Below are 15,918 nucleotides of genomic sequence, written 5' to 3' on the forward strand. Positions count from 1 at the left end.
AAACTCCTTTTCAATCTATATTATGTAGACCGTTTATGCATAACAAATGCGCTAACATGAAGATGTTAACGCATTTTCATCTTAACGCTTTTGTTAACCAAATACAATCGACACAACGATGATAGAGGCAATTATACCAATAAAATCAGCAATTAGTCCAACTTTCAATGCATCCCCCATCCTCTTAATACCAACAGCACCAAAATACACAGTAATAATGTAAAGAGTCGTATCCGTACTGCCTTGCATAGTAGACGCAAGCCTTCCTAAAAATGAATCAGGACCGTGAGTACCTATAATCTCCGTTGTCATTCCAAGAGCAGCAGTCCCTGAAATGGGGCGCACTAGAGCTAGAGGAACAATATCGGATGGAACACCAACAAGCTGTAATAAGGGGGAAAATAATCCGACAACCGCTTCCATGGCACCAGATGCTCTAAATATAGCAATCGCCACCATCATACCTAACAAAAAGGGAATTAAACTCACAGCCATTTTAATTCCTTCTTTGCCTCCTTCAACAAACGTCTCATATGTAGGAACTTGTTTAATTGTTCCTACAATTAGTACGAGTAAAATGATTAAAGGGATCATCCATGTACTTACCGTTGTTAACCATTGCATTACTTAATCCTCCTCTCGCGCAGCGAGTAGAAAAAGCGATCTACCAAAATAGCTCCAAATGTGGAAATCAAAGTAGCTACTATAGTAGTAGCTACAATCTCGGTAGGAGCAATGGATTCATATTTCATACGAATAGCAATAACGGTTGTTGGGATTAAAGTGACACTAGAGGTGTTAATAGCCAAAAAAGTAATCATTGATCGACTTGCCTGATCACTATCGGGTTGTAACTTCTTCATTTCTTCCATTGCTTTAATTCCCATTGGTGTAGCAGCATTACCAAGTCCAAATAAATTAGCTGAAATATTAGATAAGATATAGCCCATAGCGGGATGATCGTCAGGTATATCTGGGAATAGCCGTTTAATCAATGGGCGAAAAAGGCGGGCTAAAAGTTCTAATAACCCCGCTTTTTCAGCAATTTTCATGAGCCCTAACCAAAAGACCAATACACTCATTAGACTAATACTCAGCATCACAGCATCATCCGCAGTTTGAAATAGCTCTTCATTTACATCCGCCATTGTCCCATTAAACATAGCAAAGATAATTCCTCCAGCTGCCATGAAAACCCATATTAGATTAACCATCTACTTAGCCCCAATAAGCTCTTTAAATAAAGAGAAAACAGTCTGAGCAAAGCTCTTTGTTTGATTGGCGGGCATTGGATTTGCCATGACAGGAGCTGTTGCTACCACCTCTTTGTTCACTTCGAATAGTGCTTGGCCTAATACGGAATTGACAGATTCATAATCTGAAGGTTTTTGAATTTGTGTTTTGGTCACTAATTGCATATACTCCTCATCTGTTAATGGAGCTTTAACCTCACCCCATAAGTAACCAGTCGTTGAATCAAGAGATTGTTCTCCATCTTTCCTTAAATCTCTCATTTTGAAATTTTTAAATCCCCAATTAAACGCATGGATATGATCATTCCAATCATCAGGTCCATTCAATGTAACCATGATAAGATTCATTCCATCTTTTTCAGCTGTAGACACAAGTGTACGCCCTGCTGTTTTTGTGTAACCCGTTTTTCCTCCTGTACTATAGTCATATAAACGAGTGAGCAATTTATTCTTATTACCCCAAGCATACGTTCTTGTCTCAGACTTATAAGTGGTCGTACCCGCTATTTTCTTGTACACGTCATTTTCCATAGCGTACCTTGTTAGAAGCGCCATATCATAAGCGGTAGAATAATGACCATCCGCATCCAGACCATGAGGGTTTTCAAAGTGCGATTGATTCATGCCAATCCACTCTGCCTTTTGATTCATAAGATGGACAAACCCTTCCATACTTCCTCCAACGTGCTCAGCGATTGCCATGGCTGCATCATTACCGGAGCGAAGCATCAAACCATAGACGAGGTCTTCTAGTTTCATTTCCTCCCCTTCTTCTAGATAAATAGATGATCCTTCCGTGTATACAGCACGTTTAGAAGTTTCAACTGTTTCGTCCATCATCCCAGATTCAATCGCAATGATCGCTGTCATAATCTTTGTGATACTAGCGATATTTCTCTTCTCATGAGCTTGCTTTTCATATAACACTCGTCCTGTTTCTTGCTCCATCAACACCGCATTACGCGCTGAGACTGAAGGTTTAGCATCCACCTTTAAAGGAGCTAACACTAAACTTAAACATACACATATTAAAACGATCCACTTCAGCTTCAAGGGGAGTCCTCCCATTCAATAAACTTTGTACTAACATATGCGAAGCTGACAAGCATATGAATCATTTTGGAAAGCCTATTTATGAATAAAAACGTTAAGAAGCCGTGATCATAAGGTCTCACGGCTTTCTTTTACTAATATAGGCTCCACTTTAAGTCTTTTACAGATATAAACCTTTCCTCAACATCTTTCCAGTTCACAATATTCCACCAATTCTCCACGTAATCTCCACGCTTATTTTGGTATTGCAAATAGTAAGCATGTTCCCATACATCTAATGCTAGAAGCGGAACTACATCCCATAGTGAGACATTTTGGTGCTTTTCTACTGTTTGAATGGCTAACCTGCCGGACCGCATTTCCCAAACTAGTAAAGCCCATCCAACACCTTCTACAGATTTAGCTGCATCTGTAAACTGTTTCTTAAATGCTTTAAAACTACCAAAATCTTTATTAATTTGCTTTAATAGTTCCCCTCCTGGCTTTCCTCCTCCGTCCGGAGACATATTAAACCAAAATATGGTGTGTAAGAAATGCCCCGATCCATGGAAAGCTTGTTCTCTTAGCCAGTGTTTGATAAGGGTGTCTTTTCCGTTCTTTCGAAGTTTTTCTAGCTCAAGTTCAGCTTTATTTAAACCATCAACATAACTTTGATGGTGAACATCATGATGTAGACGCATGATTTCTTTTGAGATATAAGGTTCTAGAGCATTATACGAGTATGGGAGCGGAGGTAGTTTATGTTTGCCAATTGGCACACGTCCCGTTTCCCTTTTAGCTTCAACATGATCTTCTAAGTGATAGATGATCCTCTCCCCTTCACGTACAACATCTTCCATATCATCAGCAGTAATTTCTTCTTTACGAAGGGTGTTTTGTATCATTTCCTTCCACTGTTCAAAATCTCCCATCCATGCCTCAAGCTTATCTTTTTCTATGGGCGCTTGTTTTAAAGTCCCCTCTACTTCATCAGCCCAGTTCAATAATGATCGTAAGTATTGTCTTCTTTCTTTTTGCATACGATATCACCTCGACGTATCGTATGCCCCTCGCCTAAAAAAAGTGAAAAGCTCCTCTTTATTAAGAGGAGCTTCTTTGGTCTTCTTTCATGACCATCTTAGTATGATAATCAGTTTCATAATAGGCCAATTCTTCTCTCATTTGCTGAAAAGCTTTCTCAAGTTCTACGATTAATGTACGAAACGACTGCGGAGGTTCATGATGATACTTAATTGCATCTTTACCAGTATAAGCTGCCCTGCTATCCTCATACCATATATCCCCTTTTGGAGAAAAGAATTCCATAATACATTGATGATAAATCCCATAAAGCGTTCTTTCCGCTGCAGGTTTACGGAATGTTTCCGAATTCAAAATAACTTGCACAGCATCATAAGCTTCATCACAAAACACCTCTAAGCGACGTAAAGCTTTCAATAATAGCTTATAGTATTCCTGATCCTTGCTCCCCTCTTCAAGAAGCATGGCCCCAATGGATTGTTGATTTAAATAGTCATTCGTATCCGCAACAGACTTCTTTAAGATCCCTTTTACCTCTTCCATCTGCGCACGAACCATTTGATTACTCATTTAAAGACCTCCTTAATTTAGGTCAATCATAAAAGAATTAGAATACACATAGCGTGGCTCACAGAACTCATCTATGAAATCTATTACTATGTTACATACCTATTCGACACATCCCTCACAATGTCCTTTTTTCAATGATTGGTAGAATGATTGAAATATTGTTTTGAGGAGACGGAAACGCGCCATATATTGCACTCTAGGCAGTTAGAGCACTTATAATACTACAGCGGTCCGTTCAGCCATTTAAAATTAGGGCTTGCTGTGGGACGACGAGACTCCCGCGGGGTGAGGAGCCTATCCAGTTCCGTAGTGGAGGACCTAGCGAGATAAGCCATCTTTTTTACAAAGGCTAATCGCCTTTTCCAAAAAGTTGGCTTATCCATACGGTCATAGTCACCACTCCTGCACTTTTAATCTAGGTAAGACCCCGGACAGAGCGACAGCGAAGGAGGAGGCTTACCAGCTCCCCGCAGGAAAGCGAGTTGTCCCACAGCAAGGCCTAGTCCCCACTAAATAACGGACCTAACCCTGTCTTAAATAAAAAACCTTCCTGTAATTAGGAAGGTTCTGATGAATCGTCAAATGTCTCTTGGAAAGATTCAAAGAATAAATCGGCTTCATCTTCCATATCTAACTGCTCAGCACCTTCTGGTAAAGGTGGAAGTTCATCAATAGAAGTTAAGCCAAAGTAAGTTAAAAAGTCCGTCGTAGTACCATACAGAATAGCTCGACCGCTTCCTTCTTTTCTGCCCCGCTCCTCAATTAAAGAGCGATTAATCAAGGTTTGAATCGGTCGCTCACTTTTTACCCCTCTTATTTCTTCAACTTCCGTCCGTGTAATAGGTTGTTGATAAGCAATAATAGCAAGTGCTTCTAAAGCTGCTTGGGATAAACGGGAAGAGTGCGGAGCATCTTTTAATCTCTGAAAGTAAGCGGAGTGCTCTGGCTTCGTAGTTAAATGAAAGAAAGCTTTTGATTGCATAAGAGAAATCCCTCTAGATGACTGATCGTAATTTTCTTTAAGTTGTTGCAAAATCTCTTCAATTGTTTTAGGGTCTTCTTCTATAATTTCAGCAAGTTGTTTCTTTGTCATACCTTCGTCCCCTGCCGCAAATAGCAATCCCTCTACAATTGCTTGTAATTCGTTCGTTTCCATAAATCACTATTCCTCCATCTTGTATAACACGAGTTCATCGAAGTGGTTTGATTGTTCACAGTATACTTCTCTATTTTTCATAAGTTCTAAGATTGCTATAAAGGTTACAACAATATGGGTCCTTGTTGGAAAAGGAAACATTTCAAAGAAACGCACACCGCTCTTAGAATTGGTGATCACGCTTCGCACTTCATTCATACGATCTTGTATAGGAATTTCTTGCCGCTGTATTCGAGTTTCTAGAGGCTGTTCCCATTTCTTACGTTGAAATAGCTTTTGCATCGCCCCGACCATGTCATAAATAGATACATTGCCCTGTGTAGTAACTGATTGCTGCTGTTCTTCCTCCCCCTCTAAACTCATCGGAGGTCTAGTGTATATTTGAGTCGCTTCTTCTCGTTCTTTCAACTCATCAGCAGCCTCTTTGTATTTACGATATTCTATTAATCTGCGCATTAGTTCTTCACGTGGGTCTTCTTCATCATATTCCTCATCTTCAACTTCAAGTTCCTGATTTGGAAGAAGCATTTGGCTTTTAATTGCTAACAGTGTAGCTGCCATCACAAGATATTCACTGGCTATATCCAGTTCTAGTTTCTGCATCGTGTGGATGTAGGCCGTGTATTGCTCTGTAATGGTAGCTACGGGGATATCATATATATCAATTTCATAGCGGTTAATCAAATGAAGCAAAAGATCCAGCGGACCTTCAAAAGCATCAATTTTTACCGTATAGCTTGTATTCATACTTTAACCCTCTCTAAAACGCATAAAAAGTAATCCACTTACATGGATTCTAAAAAAATATCCAGTACCGGTATAAACGCCCATACACAATGGAGTGATTCCTCATAATGTATACCGTAAGATAAATGTTATCAAAAAAACATTTATCCGTTAACAGAAAATAAGGAGGAATTCAATATGAGTTATGGTTATGGTGGCGGATTTGCGTTAATCGTTGTGTTGTTTATTCTATTGATCATCGTTGGTGCTAGCTGGTTATACTAATCAGTAGCGTCTACAGAGGGAGCTAAAAGATAGCTCTCTCTTTTTACTTATTCACCTCATTCGCGTCGATGTTTCCTCATATGATACACTTACCTTATTCAATATGATTTGAAAGGAGGCTGCCCTTTGTTTGACCAAGCCTACATTGATTATCTAGCACATTTCCATGGCACGAGAGATTATTTTGAATGTCATGAACTTCTTGAAGAACGCTGGAAAGAAGATACACCACTAGACAAGAACGCGGTTTGGGTAGGCCTCATCCAGCTAGCTGTTTCCTTGTATCACCATAGGCGTAACAATTTCATTGGTGCTAAAAGAACCATTGAAAAAGCAGAAACCATTTTAACTAGCCATTACAACATCCTCGGTCAATATGGTTTAGATGCTAAGGCTTTACTATCTAAAATTGATTTAATTCGTGAACGAATCGACCAGCACAAACCTTACAAAAGTATAGAGCTACCCATTCTGTCTCCTGAATTAAAAGAAGCCGCCTCATTAAGATGTAAAGAATGGGGAATTTCATATAATACCCCTAGTAACCTAGATGACGTTTCTATTGTGCACCGTCATTCTATGAGAGACCGTTCAGATGTTATACAAGAACGAAAAGATGCGTTGGTAGAACGGCAAAAAAATCGTTAACTAACGAAAAAAGCCAGCTCCTCCTTACAGAGGAGCTGGCTTTTCTCATTTTATAACCGAAGTTTATGAGCCACAGTGGTCTACAAATGCCTCAGTATATTCATTAGAACATACATCATATCTTTCACCCAGTTGTTGCTTCACAGCATCTACCATTTGCTTTCCAATGCCTGAATTTCTATGAGATGGATTAACCGTTACATGCTGAATAACAGCTTTCGATTGATTATCAAACTGAATACCAATTGCACCCAGGATATCTTCCTCTTTCCAAAGATACAATTGCCAGTTCTCATTATTCTCATATTCCCTAATTGTTTGCAACAACTTCTTTACGTCTTTTTCTTCTGGCATGAAAGAAAGTAGACCCATGGCGATTTTTTCAAAACTTTTCTTATATCGAATTAACATATTAACCCCTCATTATGAAAATAACTTTCCAATGATTGACAACAAGATGATTATAGAAAATTTATTTTAACTTCCTATTCGAAGTGTTTATATACAAAACTATTTAAAGTTAGCATCTTTGGACTTCCAAATTCGACAAACTTCCTTACTTTATCACAAAAAGGATCCAATATACGACGCCCCATATCATACTCACTCCGAGTAAAATAGAGAAAAGGGTCCAATTCTTTTTCTTCACCTTTTACTCCTCCCTTATTATAACGACATTCGTTAAATATGCAAGCCTTTCTCCACTCTAAAACAATTAGTACCATTTATCCTTGATTAAACTGGCAGCGTCTTTCATAACTAAATACCCATCTGACTGCTTACCCCTGATACTAAATGGAATAAGGTTAATAATAAATAACCAACAATTAAAAACCATCATGAATGAAATAATTGGATAAGGAGCATAGAGGTAGATTCCCCACGAAATCACTGCTCCTCCTAAACTAAATAATGGCCCTCCTAATGATATAGCAATTCGATCCCCTGGATAGAAACCTTCCCGCTTATCATAAGAAACCATAGCACCCAAGAAATACCATAAACCGATATGTATGCGATAGGACGGGTTCACTTGAATTTTTAGAGAGGGCCCACTTCCTAAAAAAACCTCCACACGCTCCGCACCAGCTATCCTGGCCAATAAGGAATGGCCTAACTCATGCAAGAGCAAACAAAAAGGTGCAACTATAAAAACAAACCATGCAAATACTACCATCTAAAGGCTCCTTCTCTCCAAATCTATACATATTCTCCCCCTCTTCACCGAATATTGCAAGTCTACTGTTAAAAACCCCCACCCAGAATTTTCAATTTATTCTTCTGAAGGGCGAGATTGTTTAAGGATCGAAGCGGAGACACGCTAGTGCGAATGGAGCCGTTATGATAATGAGAGCTAGGGGTGACTGGGGAACGACTCGCTTTCCTCCACCTTAGACTCAACTAAAATTAACGGAAACATTCTCTCAACTTTGTATTTCCCATATGGGGGTTAATACGGAATATAAAAAAGACTGTTCCATTTACATGGAACAGTCTTTAAAGAAAATATTAGTCTTCCCAAACTTTAACTTCTTGCATCACATCACCTGGATGAATGCGTAGTACAGTATCCATACCGTCTGTTACTTGACCAAATACTGTGTGCACACCATTTAAGTGTGGCTGCTCTTCGTGTACGATGAAGAACTGGCTTCCACCAGTATCTTTACCTGCGTGAGCCATGGATAGAGAACCCGCTTGGTGAGTATGTGGATTTCCTTCCGTTTCACATTTAATTGTGTAACCTGGTCCGCCTGTTCCATTTCCTTTAGGACAACCACCTTGAGCTACGAAGCCTGGGATTACACGGTGGAATGTTAAGCCATTATAAAACCCTTCGTTCGCTAGCTTTGCAAAGTTTTCAACTGTGCCTGGTGCTTCATTTGGGTAAAGATCAAAATGGATCACTTCACCATTTTCGAATGTAATTGAACCTTTATTCATGTATAGTTCCTCCTGTAAATTATGTTCTCTATTTAGATGCCGTCTGGAGGAGTGTAAGGTAAATCTAATCGAGTCATTTCCTGATAAGATTCCCGTTTGATAACCAATTGATGAAAACCATTTTCTACGAAAACAACAGCTGATTTCGGAAATCGGTTATAATGATTACTCATAGAATACCCATAAGCCCCTGTACTAAATGTAGCTAAAAGATCCCCACTCTCCACTTCAGGGACATCTATATCCCATATTAACATATCTCCGGATTCACAGCACTTCCCTGCGATAGAAACAGTTTTGATCTTCTCTTGATTTAGCTTGTTAGCAACAACAGCTTCATATTTGGCTGAATATAACGCCGGACGTAAATTATCAGTCATACCCCCATCTACTGCAACATATGTACGCACCTTTGGAATTTCTTTAATAGATCCAATTGTATATAGAGTAACCCCTGCATCTCCAACAATAGCACGGCCAGGTTCAATCCAAATCTCAGGCAAATCAAATCCATAATGCTCCACTTGTTCTTTCACTTCTTTCACTAATTGATGCACATAGTGAGAAAGTGGCAGAGGCTCATCAGATTCAGTATACTTAATTCCAAATCCGCCTCCAAGATTCAACACTTCAGGATAAAATCCGTACGTTTCTTTCCAAGAACCTAAAGCTTCGTAAAGTTTACGAATGGCCATGATAAAGCCATCTGTCTCAAAAATTTGTGATCCAATATGACAATGCAAGCCTTTTAAATTCATATGATGCTGATCTTGAAGTAGATATTTAACTGCTTCTTCAGCTTGCCCATTCCATAAATCAAAACCAAACTTTGAATCTTCCTGTCCTGTTAGAATATAATCGTGTGTGTGTGCTTCAATTCCCGGGGTCACACGTAATAATACATCCATAGATGCATCCCTTTCAGCCAATAGTCCCTGTAACAATTCCATCTCCCAGAAGTTATCTAAGACAACACAGCCTATTTGGTGCTCAATCGCCATTTCTAATTCAGGAATGCTTTTATTGTTTCCGTGTAAATGTATTCGTTCAGGAGGAAACTCAGCTTCAAGTGCTGTGTGTAACTCACCTTGCGAAACTACATCAAGACTAAGACCCTCATCTTTAGCTACCTGCAGCATTGCTATAGAAGAAAATGCTTTTGAAGCGTATGCAACTTGCGCTTGAACCCCTAAATCCTTAAACGTTCCTACAAAGTTACGAGCATTCTCCTTAATTTTATTTACATCATATACAAAGAGCGGTGTACCATATGTTGAAGCAAGTTCAACTACGTCTACACCACCTATTTTTAAATGTCCTTTGTCGTTCATATTGTATACCATTCTTTTTCACTCCCATTCTACCCAAAACCATTAAAAAGAAGACAGAAAAGGCTGCCTTCTTTCATTCATTAGAAGATTAAAATAAATTTACCACACCAATACACGTTATTCAATAAACAAATGTTATTGGCGTTGGTTGTTTTGAGGTTTTACAATGCTTGGCCTATTCTTAGATAGAGGCACTGCCACGCGGAAAACAATTTGCATTAGAGCTCCAAAATTAAATGGAAGGAAAGGCCATAGATACGGTGTGTTCAACGAATTTGTCCGAGTTAGCAGTAGAATGTATAGTGTAAATCCTATTACAAATCCTTTTATTCCAAAGGCCGCGGTAATTAACAACAATATAATCCGGCTAATTTTATTGGCAACACTTAGTTCATAACTAGGTGTTGCAAACGATCCTATGGCACTCATAGCCACATACAAGATGACTTCAGGTATAAATAACCCTACATCAATTGCAATTTGGCCTATTAACACAGCAGCAATTAGTCCCATTGCGGTTGAGAGAGGGGTCGGAGTATGGATGGCTGCGATCCTTAAGAACTCAATTCCTATATCTGCAATTATTAATTGTGCAAATACCGGGATGTTACTCTCATCGTGAGGACCAATAAATTTTAGGGATTGAGGTAATAAAGTAGGATCATCAACCATTAAGAGCCAGAAGGGCAATAAGAATACAGACATAAAGATACCTAAGTATCGAACCCATCTCACAAAAGAACCAACCATGGGCGCTTGACGGTACTCTTCAGCATGTTGCACATGGTGGAAAAATGTAGTCGGAGTAATAATCATACTCGGCGAAGTATCTACCATAATTAATACATGACCTTCAAACAAATGAGCAGAAGCTACATCAGGCCTCTCAGTATACCTCACAAGAGGAAAAGGATTCTTTCCTTGACTGACGAGATATTCCTCGACAGTTTTATCTGCCATAGATAATCCATCTATATCAATATTCTTTATTTCTTCTTTAATGAGATTAATTAAATCTGGATCCGCTACATCTTGTAAGTAAGAGAGACAAATATCTGTCTTGGAACGTTCCCCCACTTGAAATATTTCATGGCGGAGTCTTTCATCTCTTACCCGCCTTCTTGTTAAAGAAGTATTTTCGATAATATTTTCTGTATATCCATCACGAGACCCACGTACAACTTTCTCGGTATCTGGTTCACTTGGTGACCTCCCAGGGTACATACGCACGTCTACAATAAATGCTTCGCTATATCCATCAACAAACACAATGATTAAACCAGAGAGGAGCTGAGTCGTGGCTTCACCTAAATCTTTTACCTTTGATACTTGTTGATGCACTAAACGGTTCTCTACGATGGAAAATAATTTAGACTTATTATGCCGTTCAACATCGTTAATCTCTACTAATTTCTTCATTAATTCAATAATATATTGGGTATCACACATACCTGTTAAATAATAAATATCAATATCTTTTTCAAACACTTTAATTTTCCGAAACCCCAAGTCAAATGAGATTCCTACTCCAACGCGATCTTTAAGAAACTGCTCATTTTCTCTTATTTTGGAAGAGATCGGTTGACTACTCCCTTTCTTCATTTTCATCAGCCCTTTCCAAAATCAGTTCAATTGCTTTTCTTGTTATTGGCACTCCCTTTTTTAAATCATCTTGACCATACATCTTGCCGATATCTCCAATAGCAACTACTGTTGGGATGTCCAGCTCATCAAGGGAATAAACCGTATCACCGCTAATCCGTCCGATTTCCATTTCCCTCTCGCCTTCTTTATCAACACCTTGGGCCACGATCTCCCCCTTACGATCAATTGCAAAAGTAAATCGAGACCACTCCCTATAGCGAGTATGAGAGGCCACTGCGATCGCTCCTATAATGGTAATAGATGATTCTTTCGCAAGATCGAGTAACACACGTTCCCCTGGGCCCACACCTTGAATCCCTGCATCGTCTAACAAAACATAAACAGGCTCTTCTTTAGCTCTATTTACCGCTTTTATAATTTCTTCTGAAGAAGCAGTAGTTGGGTTAGCAGAATATTGAGCAAGAGAAGTGCCCCCAACCTCTCCCGCAAGGTAATCAATGGCTTTCCTGGCATACTCGTCTCCATCTGTGATGACAATAACTTTTTTGGAAAGCATATACATCTATCCTTTCGGTTTGAATATGAGAGCTACTAAAAAGCCAAATAATATGGCAGAAGCGATACCAACAGATGTTAAGTGAAAGATCCCTATTCCAATACCTAAAAGGCCGTTCTTGTCCGCTTGTTCCATAGCGCCATGTAATAAAGAATGCCCAAAACTTGTGATTGGAACGGTAGCCCCAGCTCCTGCAAACTCAATTAACTTGTCATAAATATTAAACCCATCAAGCACGGCTCCTGAAACAACGAAAGATGCCATGACATGAGCGGGGGTCAACTTGAATACATCCAGTAAAATTTGCCCTATAACACAAATCGCACCACCGACCACAAATGCCCAAACGTAATCCATTATTGACCCTCCTCTCTCATTAAAACGACCCCATGTGCAATTGTTGGAATCGATTCCTTCTGTTGAACCATTGTCGGGCTCATTAGAGCACCTGTAGCTACAACTAATATACGCTGATATTTCCCTTTTTCTAGAGCTTGAATTAAATGGCCATATGTTACGACAGCCGAACAAGCACAACCACTCCCGCCCGCAAAAACTTCTTGATCACTGTTATATATCATTAATCCGCAATCATTGTGCATTTGATCTACATTGTATCCATCTTCTTTCAACATATCTTTTACAATAGGACTTCCTACGCCTGAAAGGTCTCCCGTTGCAATAAGGTCGTAATCAGATGGTAATCGCCCCATATCTTCTAAGTGCGTCTTTATTGTGTCATATGCAGCAGGTGCCATAGCAGATCCCATATCAAATGGATCCTTCGCACCGTAATCCATTACTTTACCAATCGTAGCTGCTTCAACCCTTATACTTGATTTTTTCTTACTTATTAATGCAGCTCCTGCTCCTGTTACTGTCGAAGTAGCCGTCTTTGGCTTTTGTCCTCCATATTCAGTCGGATAGCGAAACTGCCTTTCAGCTGTAGCATTATGACTACTTACAGCTGCTACTATATGGTTAGCAAACCCTCCGTCCACAAGTGCACTACCTACCGCTAACGTTTCCATTGAAGTTGAACAAGCTCCAAACATACAAAGGAAAGGAATAGATAGGGATCTGGCTAAATAATTTGACGTTACATTTTGATTTAATAAATCTCCAGCCAAAAATAGATCTACTTGTTCTTTGGTGATGTCTCCTTTTTCTATACATGATTGCACTGCAGTTTCCATTAACTTACGTTCAGCTAACTCCCAGTTGCCTTCATCACAATGAAGGTTTTCAAAGCTCCGATCAAATGTTCCAGCTAAAGGTCCTTTTGCTTCCCTAGGACCAACAGCTGTACCTGTAGAATTAATATATATTGGGTTTTCATAAACCCACGATTGCTTTCCTTGTTTACGCATACAGAACACCTCCTAAATGATGAGTTTGATAACATATCGGATAATACCTACTACATAAGCTGCTACAACTCCAAAAACGATGACCGATCCAGCTAATTTAAACATATTCGTTGCAACCCCGAGCACGATTCCTTCACTTTTGTGTTCAAGAGCTGCACTTGTGATTGAGTTAGCAAATCCAGTAACAGGAACTGCTGATCCCGCGCCTGCAAACTGTCCGATTTTATCATAAACGCCAAAACCCGTAAGTAATGAAGCGATTAAGATCAACGTTGTTACCGTGTAATTTCCAGCTTCCTTCTCGCTTAGACCCATAACGTTCATGTAGAGTTCCGTCAGCACCTGACCGAACGTACAAATAAGTCCACCTACTAAGAATGCCTTCATACAATTCCCAAAGAGCGCCGGTTTAGGTTGGTACTCTTTGATCGTTTTGTTATATTGCTCCTGATTAAACTTTTCACTCATTATAGTCACCTCATTTATTTAACGAAAATCGTCCATTGAAACAATGATCCTGTTATTTTGCCTAACACGATCGCCATTAAAAACCATAGTAAGCTCCGTTCTAACCCTATACGTCTCGCTAAGATTGGAAAAACATTTAATACTTCTGTAAGGGCAGCTGCTAACATTCCTATAAACACACCATGGAACAAGCCCCAAACAGAACTCAGTAAAACAGGAAAACTAAAAGGGACATCATTAAACGTTAAAAACGTTCCCATTAACACCCCAAGTACAACACTTGCTTCATACCACTTTGTATATCGGGCACTTTTGCTTAACTGAATGAGTCTGGGAATAATACCAAGTACCGTTAAGAAAGCAACAAATCCCGCTCCTACCGCAAGCCCACCTGCTAATCCAATAAAAAGTTCAATCAGTTGAGTCATGGTTCTTGTAGTCCTGATTGATTTGGTTTTCATGATAAGATACATACTGATCGAGATCCTGCTGGTATTTGTGCATCTCAATTTCAAGGGGGCTTGGCTCTTCATTAATTCGCTTCTTAAACAAGTGGTTAAAGAACAGAATCATTCCTACACCTAACCCGACAGAGTATGGAATTTGAAGCCATAGTGGGTGTTTTAGTTGATCACCCGTCAGTAAAAAGTGCAGGTGTTGGTGCACTTCCTCCATACTAACGTCAAAATGGAAATTCATAATTGCCATACCAGCACCAATGAACAATAATAACCAAATCAAAATGACATATAAAAAAGCAGGTTTCTTTCGTTTAGATGGGATCATTACAATGGTTTGATTTGGGCCCATAGGTTGAAATTCGGCATCTTTGAACGTTTGACTTAGTTCATAGATAACCCGAAACACATCAATAATGACTATGTTCTTATCTTGTTTCGAAACGGTGTGAATCACCACTCGGTTTAGCTTTTCAGTTAACCTCTTACTAGCAGAAATGAGCGCTATATCAGATAAGTAAATAACCTGATGAGGATATCCGTTTATTTTTTGCCGCATCCTTATATAAACGACCTCGCTCATCTTCCACCCTCCTTAACAAGAAATATTTATAATTAGTATGAGTTTCTCGCACTAGAATCATGCGTTTACATGTTATGTAAAATGAAAGCAAATAGAAAAGGTGTCTCCTCATGATGAGGAGACACCTTTTTACTCGTTCATTTGATTTTTTATGAAAGCTAAAATTTTCTTTTCAAGCCTTGAGACTTGTACTTGTGATATACCAAGTCTTTCAGCTACATCTGATTGTGTTTGATCTTTGAAATATCGTAAGTAAATGATTAGGCGTTCCCGTTCGTCTAAGGATCGAATCGCCTCCTCTAAAGCCATCTTATCAAACCATTTTGTATCCTGGTCTGCAATTTGATCAAGAAGGGTGATCGGGTCACCGTCGTTTTCATATACCGTTTCGTGGATGGAATGCGGAGCTTTTGAAGCCTCCTGAGCTAACACAACATCTTCTGCAGAAATATCTAGTTCTTTGGCTAGTTCCTGAACAGTGGGAGCGCGCCCATAAACTTTAGTCAGTTCATCTTTTTTCTTCCTGATTTTATTTCCTGTCTCTTTTAAGCTCCGACTAACTTTTACACTGCCATCATCACGTATGAAACGCTGGATTTCACCGATAATCATTGGAACTGCATAAGTGGAAAACTTAACATCATAGGAAAGATCAAACTTATCTACCGACTTTAACAAACCAATACAACCGATCTGAAACAAATCATCTGGATCATAACCCCGATTTAAAAACCGCTGTACAACCGACCATACTAAACGCATATTTTTCTCAACAAGGATATTCCTCGACTCCTGATCACCTTGTTGACTTAATGCAATATACGCTTTAACTTCTTGATCCGATAATTGTTCATGCTTTTTATTTTGTTTTAATTCCACATCCATACGCATG

At 39.2% G+C, this 15,918-nt stretch carries 21 protein-coding genes; 2 read left to right on the forward strand and 19 right to left on the reverse strand.

The features are described from left to right. Positions 1 to 93: 93 nt before the first annotated feature. The 7 genes from IEW76_RS01985 to IEW76_RS02015 form a co-directional block, all read right to left on the reverse strand. A complete protein-coding gene (locus IEW76_RS01985) occupies positions 94 to 624 on the reverse strand; it encodes a spore maturation protein (RefSeq protein WP_188650384.1) in 531 nt (176 codons plus the stop codon). Further along, positions 624 to 1,214: a nucleoside recognition domain-containing protein gene (locus IEW76_RS01990; RefSeq protein WP_188650386.1), complete on the reverse strand. Its 591-nt coding sequence runs from the start codon at positions 1,212 to 1,214 to the stop codon at positions 624 to 626. The genes IEW76_RS01985 and IEW76_RS01990 overlap by 1 nt, the downstream gene beginning before the upstream one ends. Beyond that, positions 1,215 to 2,300, reverse strand: a complete 1,086-nt coding sequence (locus IEW76_RS01995) for a D-alanyl-D-alanine carboxypeptidase family protein (protein ID WP_505806202.1) — start codon at positions 2,298 to 2,300, stop codon at positions 1,215 to 1,217. A gap of 140 nt (positions 2,301 to 2,440) precedes the next feature. Continuing rightward, positions 2,441 to 3,325, reverse strand: coding sequence for a superoxide dismutase (locus IEW76_RS02000; protein ID WP_188650391.1), 885 nt, complete (start codon positions 3,323 to 3,325; stop codon positions 2,441 to 2,443). Between the two features lie 61 nt (positions 3,326 to 3,386). Continuing rightward, complete coding sequence (locus IEW76_RS02005; protein WP_188650393.1) at positions 3,387 to 3,896, reverse strand: DUF3907 family protein; 510 nt, start codon at positions 3,894 to 3,896, stop codon at positions 3,387 to 3,389. Positions 3,897 to 4,452: 556 nt separating this feature from the next. Beyond that, entirely contained in the window at positions 4,453 to 5,052 is a 600-nt protein-coding gene (gene scpB / locus IEW76_RS02010) for an SMC-Scp complex subunit ScpB (RefSeq protein WP_188650395.1), read from the reverse strand. Between the two features lie 6 nt (positions 5,053 to 5,058). After that, a complete protein-coding gene (locus IEW76_RS02015) occupies positions 5,059 to 5,799 on the reverse strand; it encodes a segregation/condensation protein A (protein WP_188650397.1) in 741 nt (246 codons plus the stop codon). Positions 5,800 to 5,976: 177 nt separating this feature from the next. Between IEW76_RS02015 and IEW76_RS02020 the strand changes: the two genes are divergently transcribed. Together IEW76_RS02020 and IEW76_RS02025 are read left to right on the forward strand one after the other, a co-directional pair. Further along, positions 5,977 to 6,063: a YjcZ family sporulation protein gene (locus IEW76_RS02020; RefSeq protein ID WP_036779535.1), complete on the forward strand. Its 87-nt coding sequence runs from the start codon at positions 5,977 to 5,979 to the stop codon at positions 6,061 to 6,063. A gap of 126 nt (positions 6,064 to 6,189) precedes the next feature. Next, positions 6,190 to 6,711, forward strand: a complete 522-nt coding sequence (locus IEW76_RS02025; RefSeq protein ID WP_188650399.1) for a DUF309 domain-containing protein — start codon at positions 6,190 to 6,192, stop codon at positions 6,709 to 6,711. 63 nt (positions 6,712 to 6,774) lie between these two features. On the opposite strand, the gene IEW76_RS02030 is transcribed toward IEW76_RS02025, so the two are convergent. The 12 genes from IEW76_RS02030 to sigF all read right to left on the reverse strand — a co-directional run bounded on the left by IEW76_RS02030 (position 6,775) and on the right by sigF (position 15,911). Then, complete coding sequence (locus IEW76_RS02030) at positions 6,775 to 7,122, reverse strand: GNAT family N-acetyltransferase (protein ID WP_188650402.1); 348 nt, start codon at positions 7,120 to 7,122, stop codon at positions 6,775 to 6,777. A 304-nt stretch (positions 7,123 to 7,426) separates the two neighbouring features. Continuing rightward, positions 7,427 to 7,888, reverse strand: a complete 462-nt coding sequence (locus IEW76_RS02035; RefSeq protein WP_188650403.1) for a M50 family metallopeptidase — start codon at positions 7,886 to 7,888, stop codon at positions 7,427 to 7,429. A 332-nt stretch (positions 7,889 to 8,220) separates the two neighbouring features. Then, the gene (locus tag IEW76_RS02040; protein WP_188650405.1) at positions 8,221 to 8,655 is read right to left on the reverse strand and encodes a peptidylprolyl isomerase; all 435 of its coding nucleotides are present in this window, start codon (positions 8,653 to 8,655) and stop codon (positions 8,221 to 8,223) included. 32 nt (positions 8,656 to 8,687) lie between these two features. Beyond that, positions 8,688 to 9,998 (reverse strand): diaminopimelate decarboxylase, encoded by a 1,311-nt coding sequence (gene lysA, locus IEW76_RS02045; RefSeq protein WP_188650407.1) that lies wholly within the window; start codon positions 9,996 to 9,998, stop codon positions 8,688 to 8,690. Positions 9,999 to 10,121: 123 nt separating this feature from the next. Further along, the gene (locus IEW76_RS02050; protein WP_188650410.1) at positions 10,122 to 11,588 is read right to left on the reverse strand and encodes a spore germination protein; all 1,467 of its coding nucleotides are present in this window, start codon (positions 11,586 to 11,588) and stop codon (positions 10,122 to 10,124) included. Then, positions 11,572 to 12,147 carry a stage V sporulation protein SpoVABEA gene (gene spoVAEA / locus IEW76_RS02055; RefSeq protein WP_188650412.1) on the reverse strand — a complete coding sequence of 192 codons (576 nt, stop codon included), beginning with the start codon at positions 12,145 to 12,147 and terminating at the stop codon, positions 11,572 to 11,574. The genes IEW76_RS02050 and spoVAEA overlap by 17 nt, the downstream gene beginning before the upstream one ends. Before the next feature lie 6 nt (positions 12,148 to 12,153). Beyond that, positions 12,154 to 12,504 carry a stage V sporulation protein AE gene (gene spoVAE, locus IEW76_RS02060; RefSeq protein ID WP_036779553.1) on the reverse strand — a complete coding sequence of 117 codons (351 nt, stop codon included), beginning with the start codon at positions 12,502 to 12,504 and terminating at the stop codon, positions 12,154 to 12,156. Further along, positions 12,504 to 13,517, reverse strand: coding sequence for a stage V sporulation protein AD (gene spoVAD / locus IEW76_RS02065; RefSeq protein ID WP_188650414.1), 1,014 nt, complete (start codon positions 13,515 to 13,517; stop codon positions 12,504 to 12,506). Before spoVAD ends, spoVAE begins: the two co-directional genes overlap by 1 nt. Before the next feature lie 12 nt (positions 13,518 to 13,529). Next, entirely contained in the window at positions 13,530 to 13,985 is a 456-nt protein-coding gene (gene spoVAC, locus IEW76_RS02070) for a stage V sporulation protein AC (RefSeq protein ID WP_188650416.1), read from the reverse strand. A 14-nt stretch (positions 13,986 to 13,999) separates the two neighbouring features. After that, on the reverse strand, positions 14,000 to 14,413 hold the full coding sequence (locus tag IEW76_RS02075) for a stage V sporulation protein AB (protein ID WP_188650418.1): 414 nt from the start codon (positions 14,411 to 14,413) through the stop codon (positions 14,000 to 14,002). Then, entirely contained in the window at positions 14,397 to 15,026 is a 630-nt protein-coding gene (locus tag IEW76_RS02080) for a stage V sporulation protein AA (protein ID WP_188650421.1), read from the reverse strand. Before IEW76_RS02080 ends, IEW76_RS02075 begins: the two co-directional genes overlap by 17 nt. Before the next feature lie 129 nt (positions 15,027 to 15,155). Next, positions 15,156 to 15,911 (reverse strand): RNA polymerase sporulation sigma factor SigF, encoded by a 756-nt coding sequence (sigF, locus tag IEW76_RS02085; protein WP_188650423.1) that lies wholly within the window; start codon positions 15,909 to 15,911, stop codon positions 15,156 to 15,158. Positions 15,912 to 15,918: the final 7 nt, after the last annotated feature.

The organism is Pontibacillus salipaludis, from assembly GCF_014642405.1.
GTDB classification, from domain to species: Bacteria; Bacillota; Bacilli; order Bacillales; family BH030062; genus Pontibacillus; species Pontibacillus salipaludis.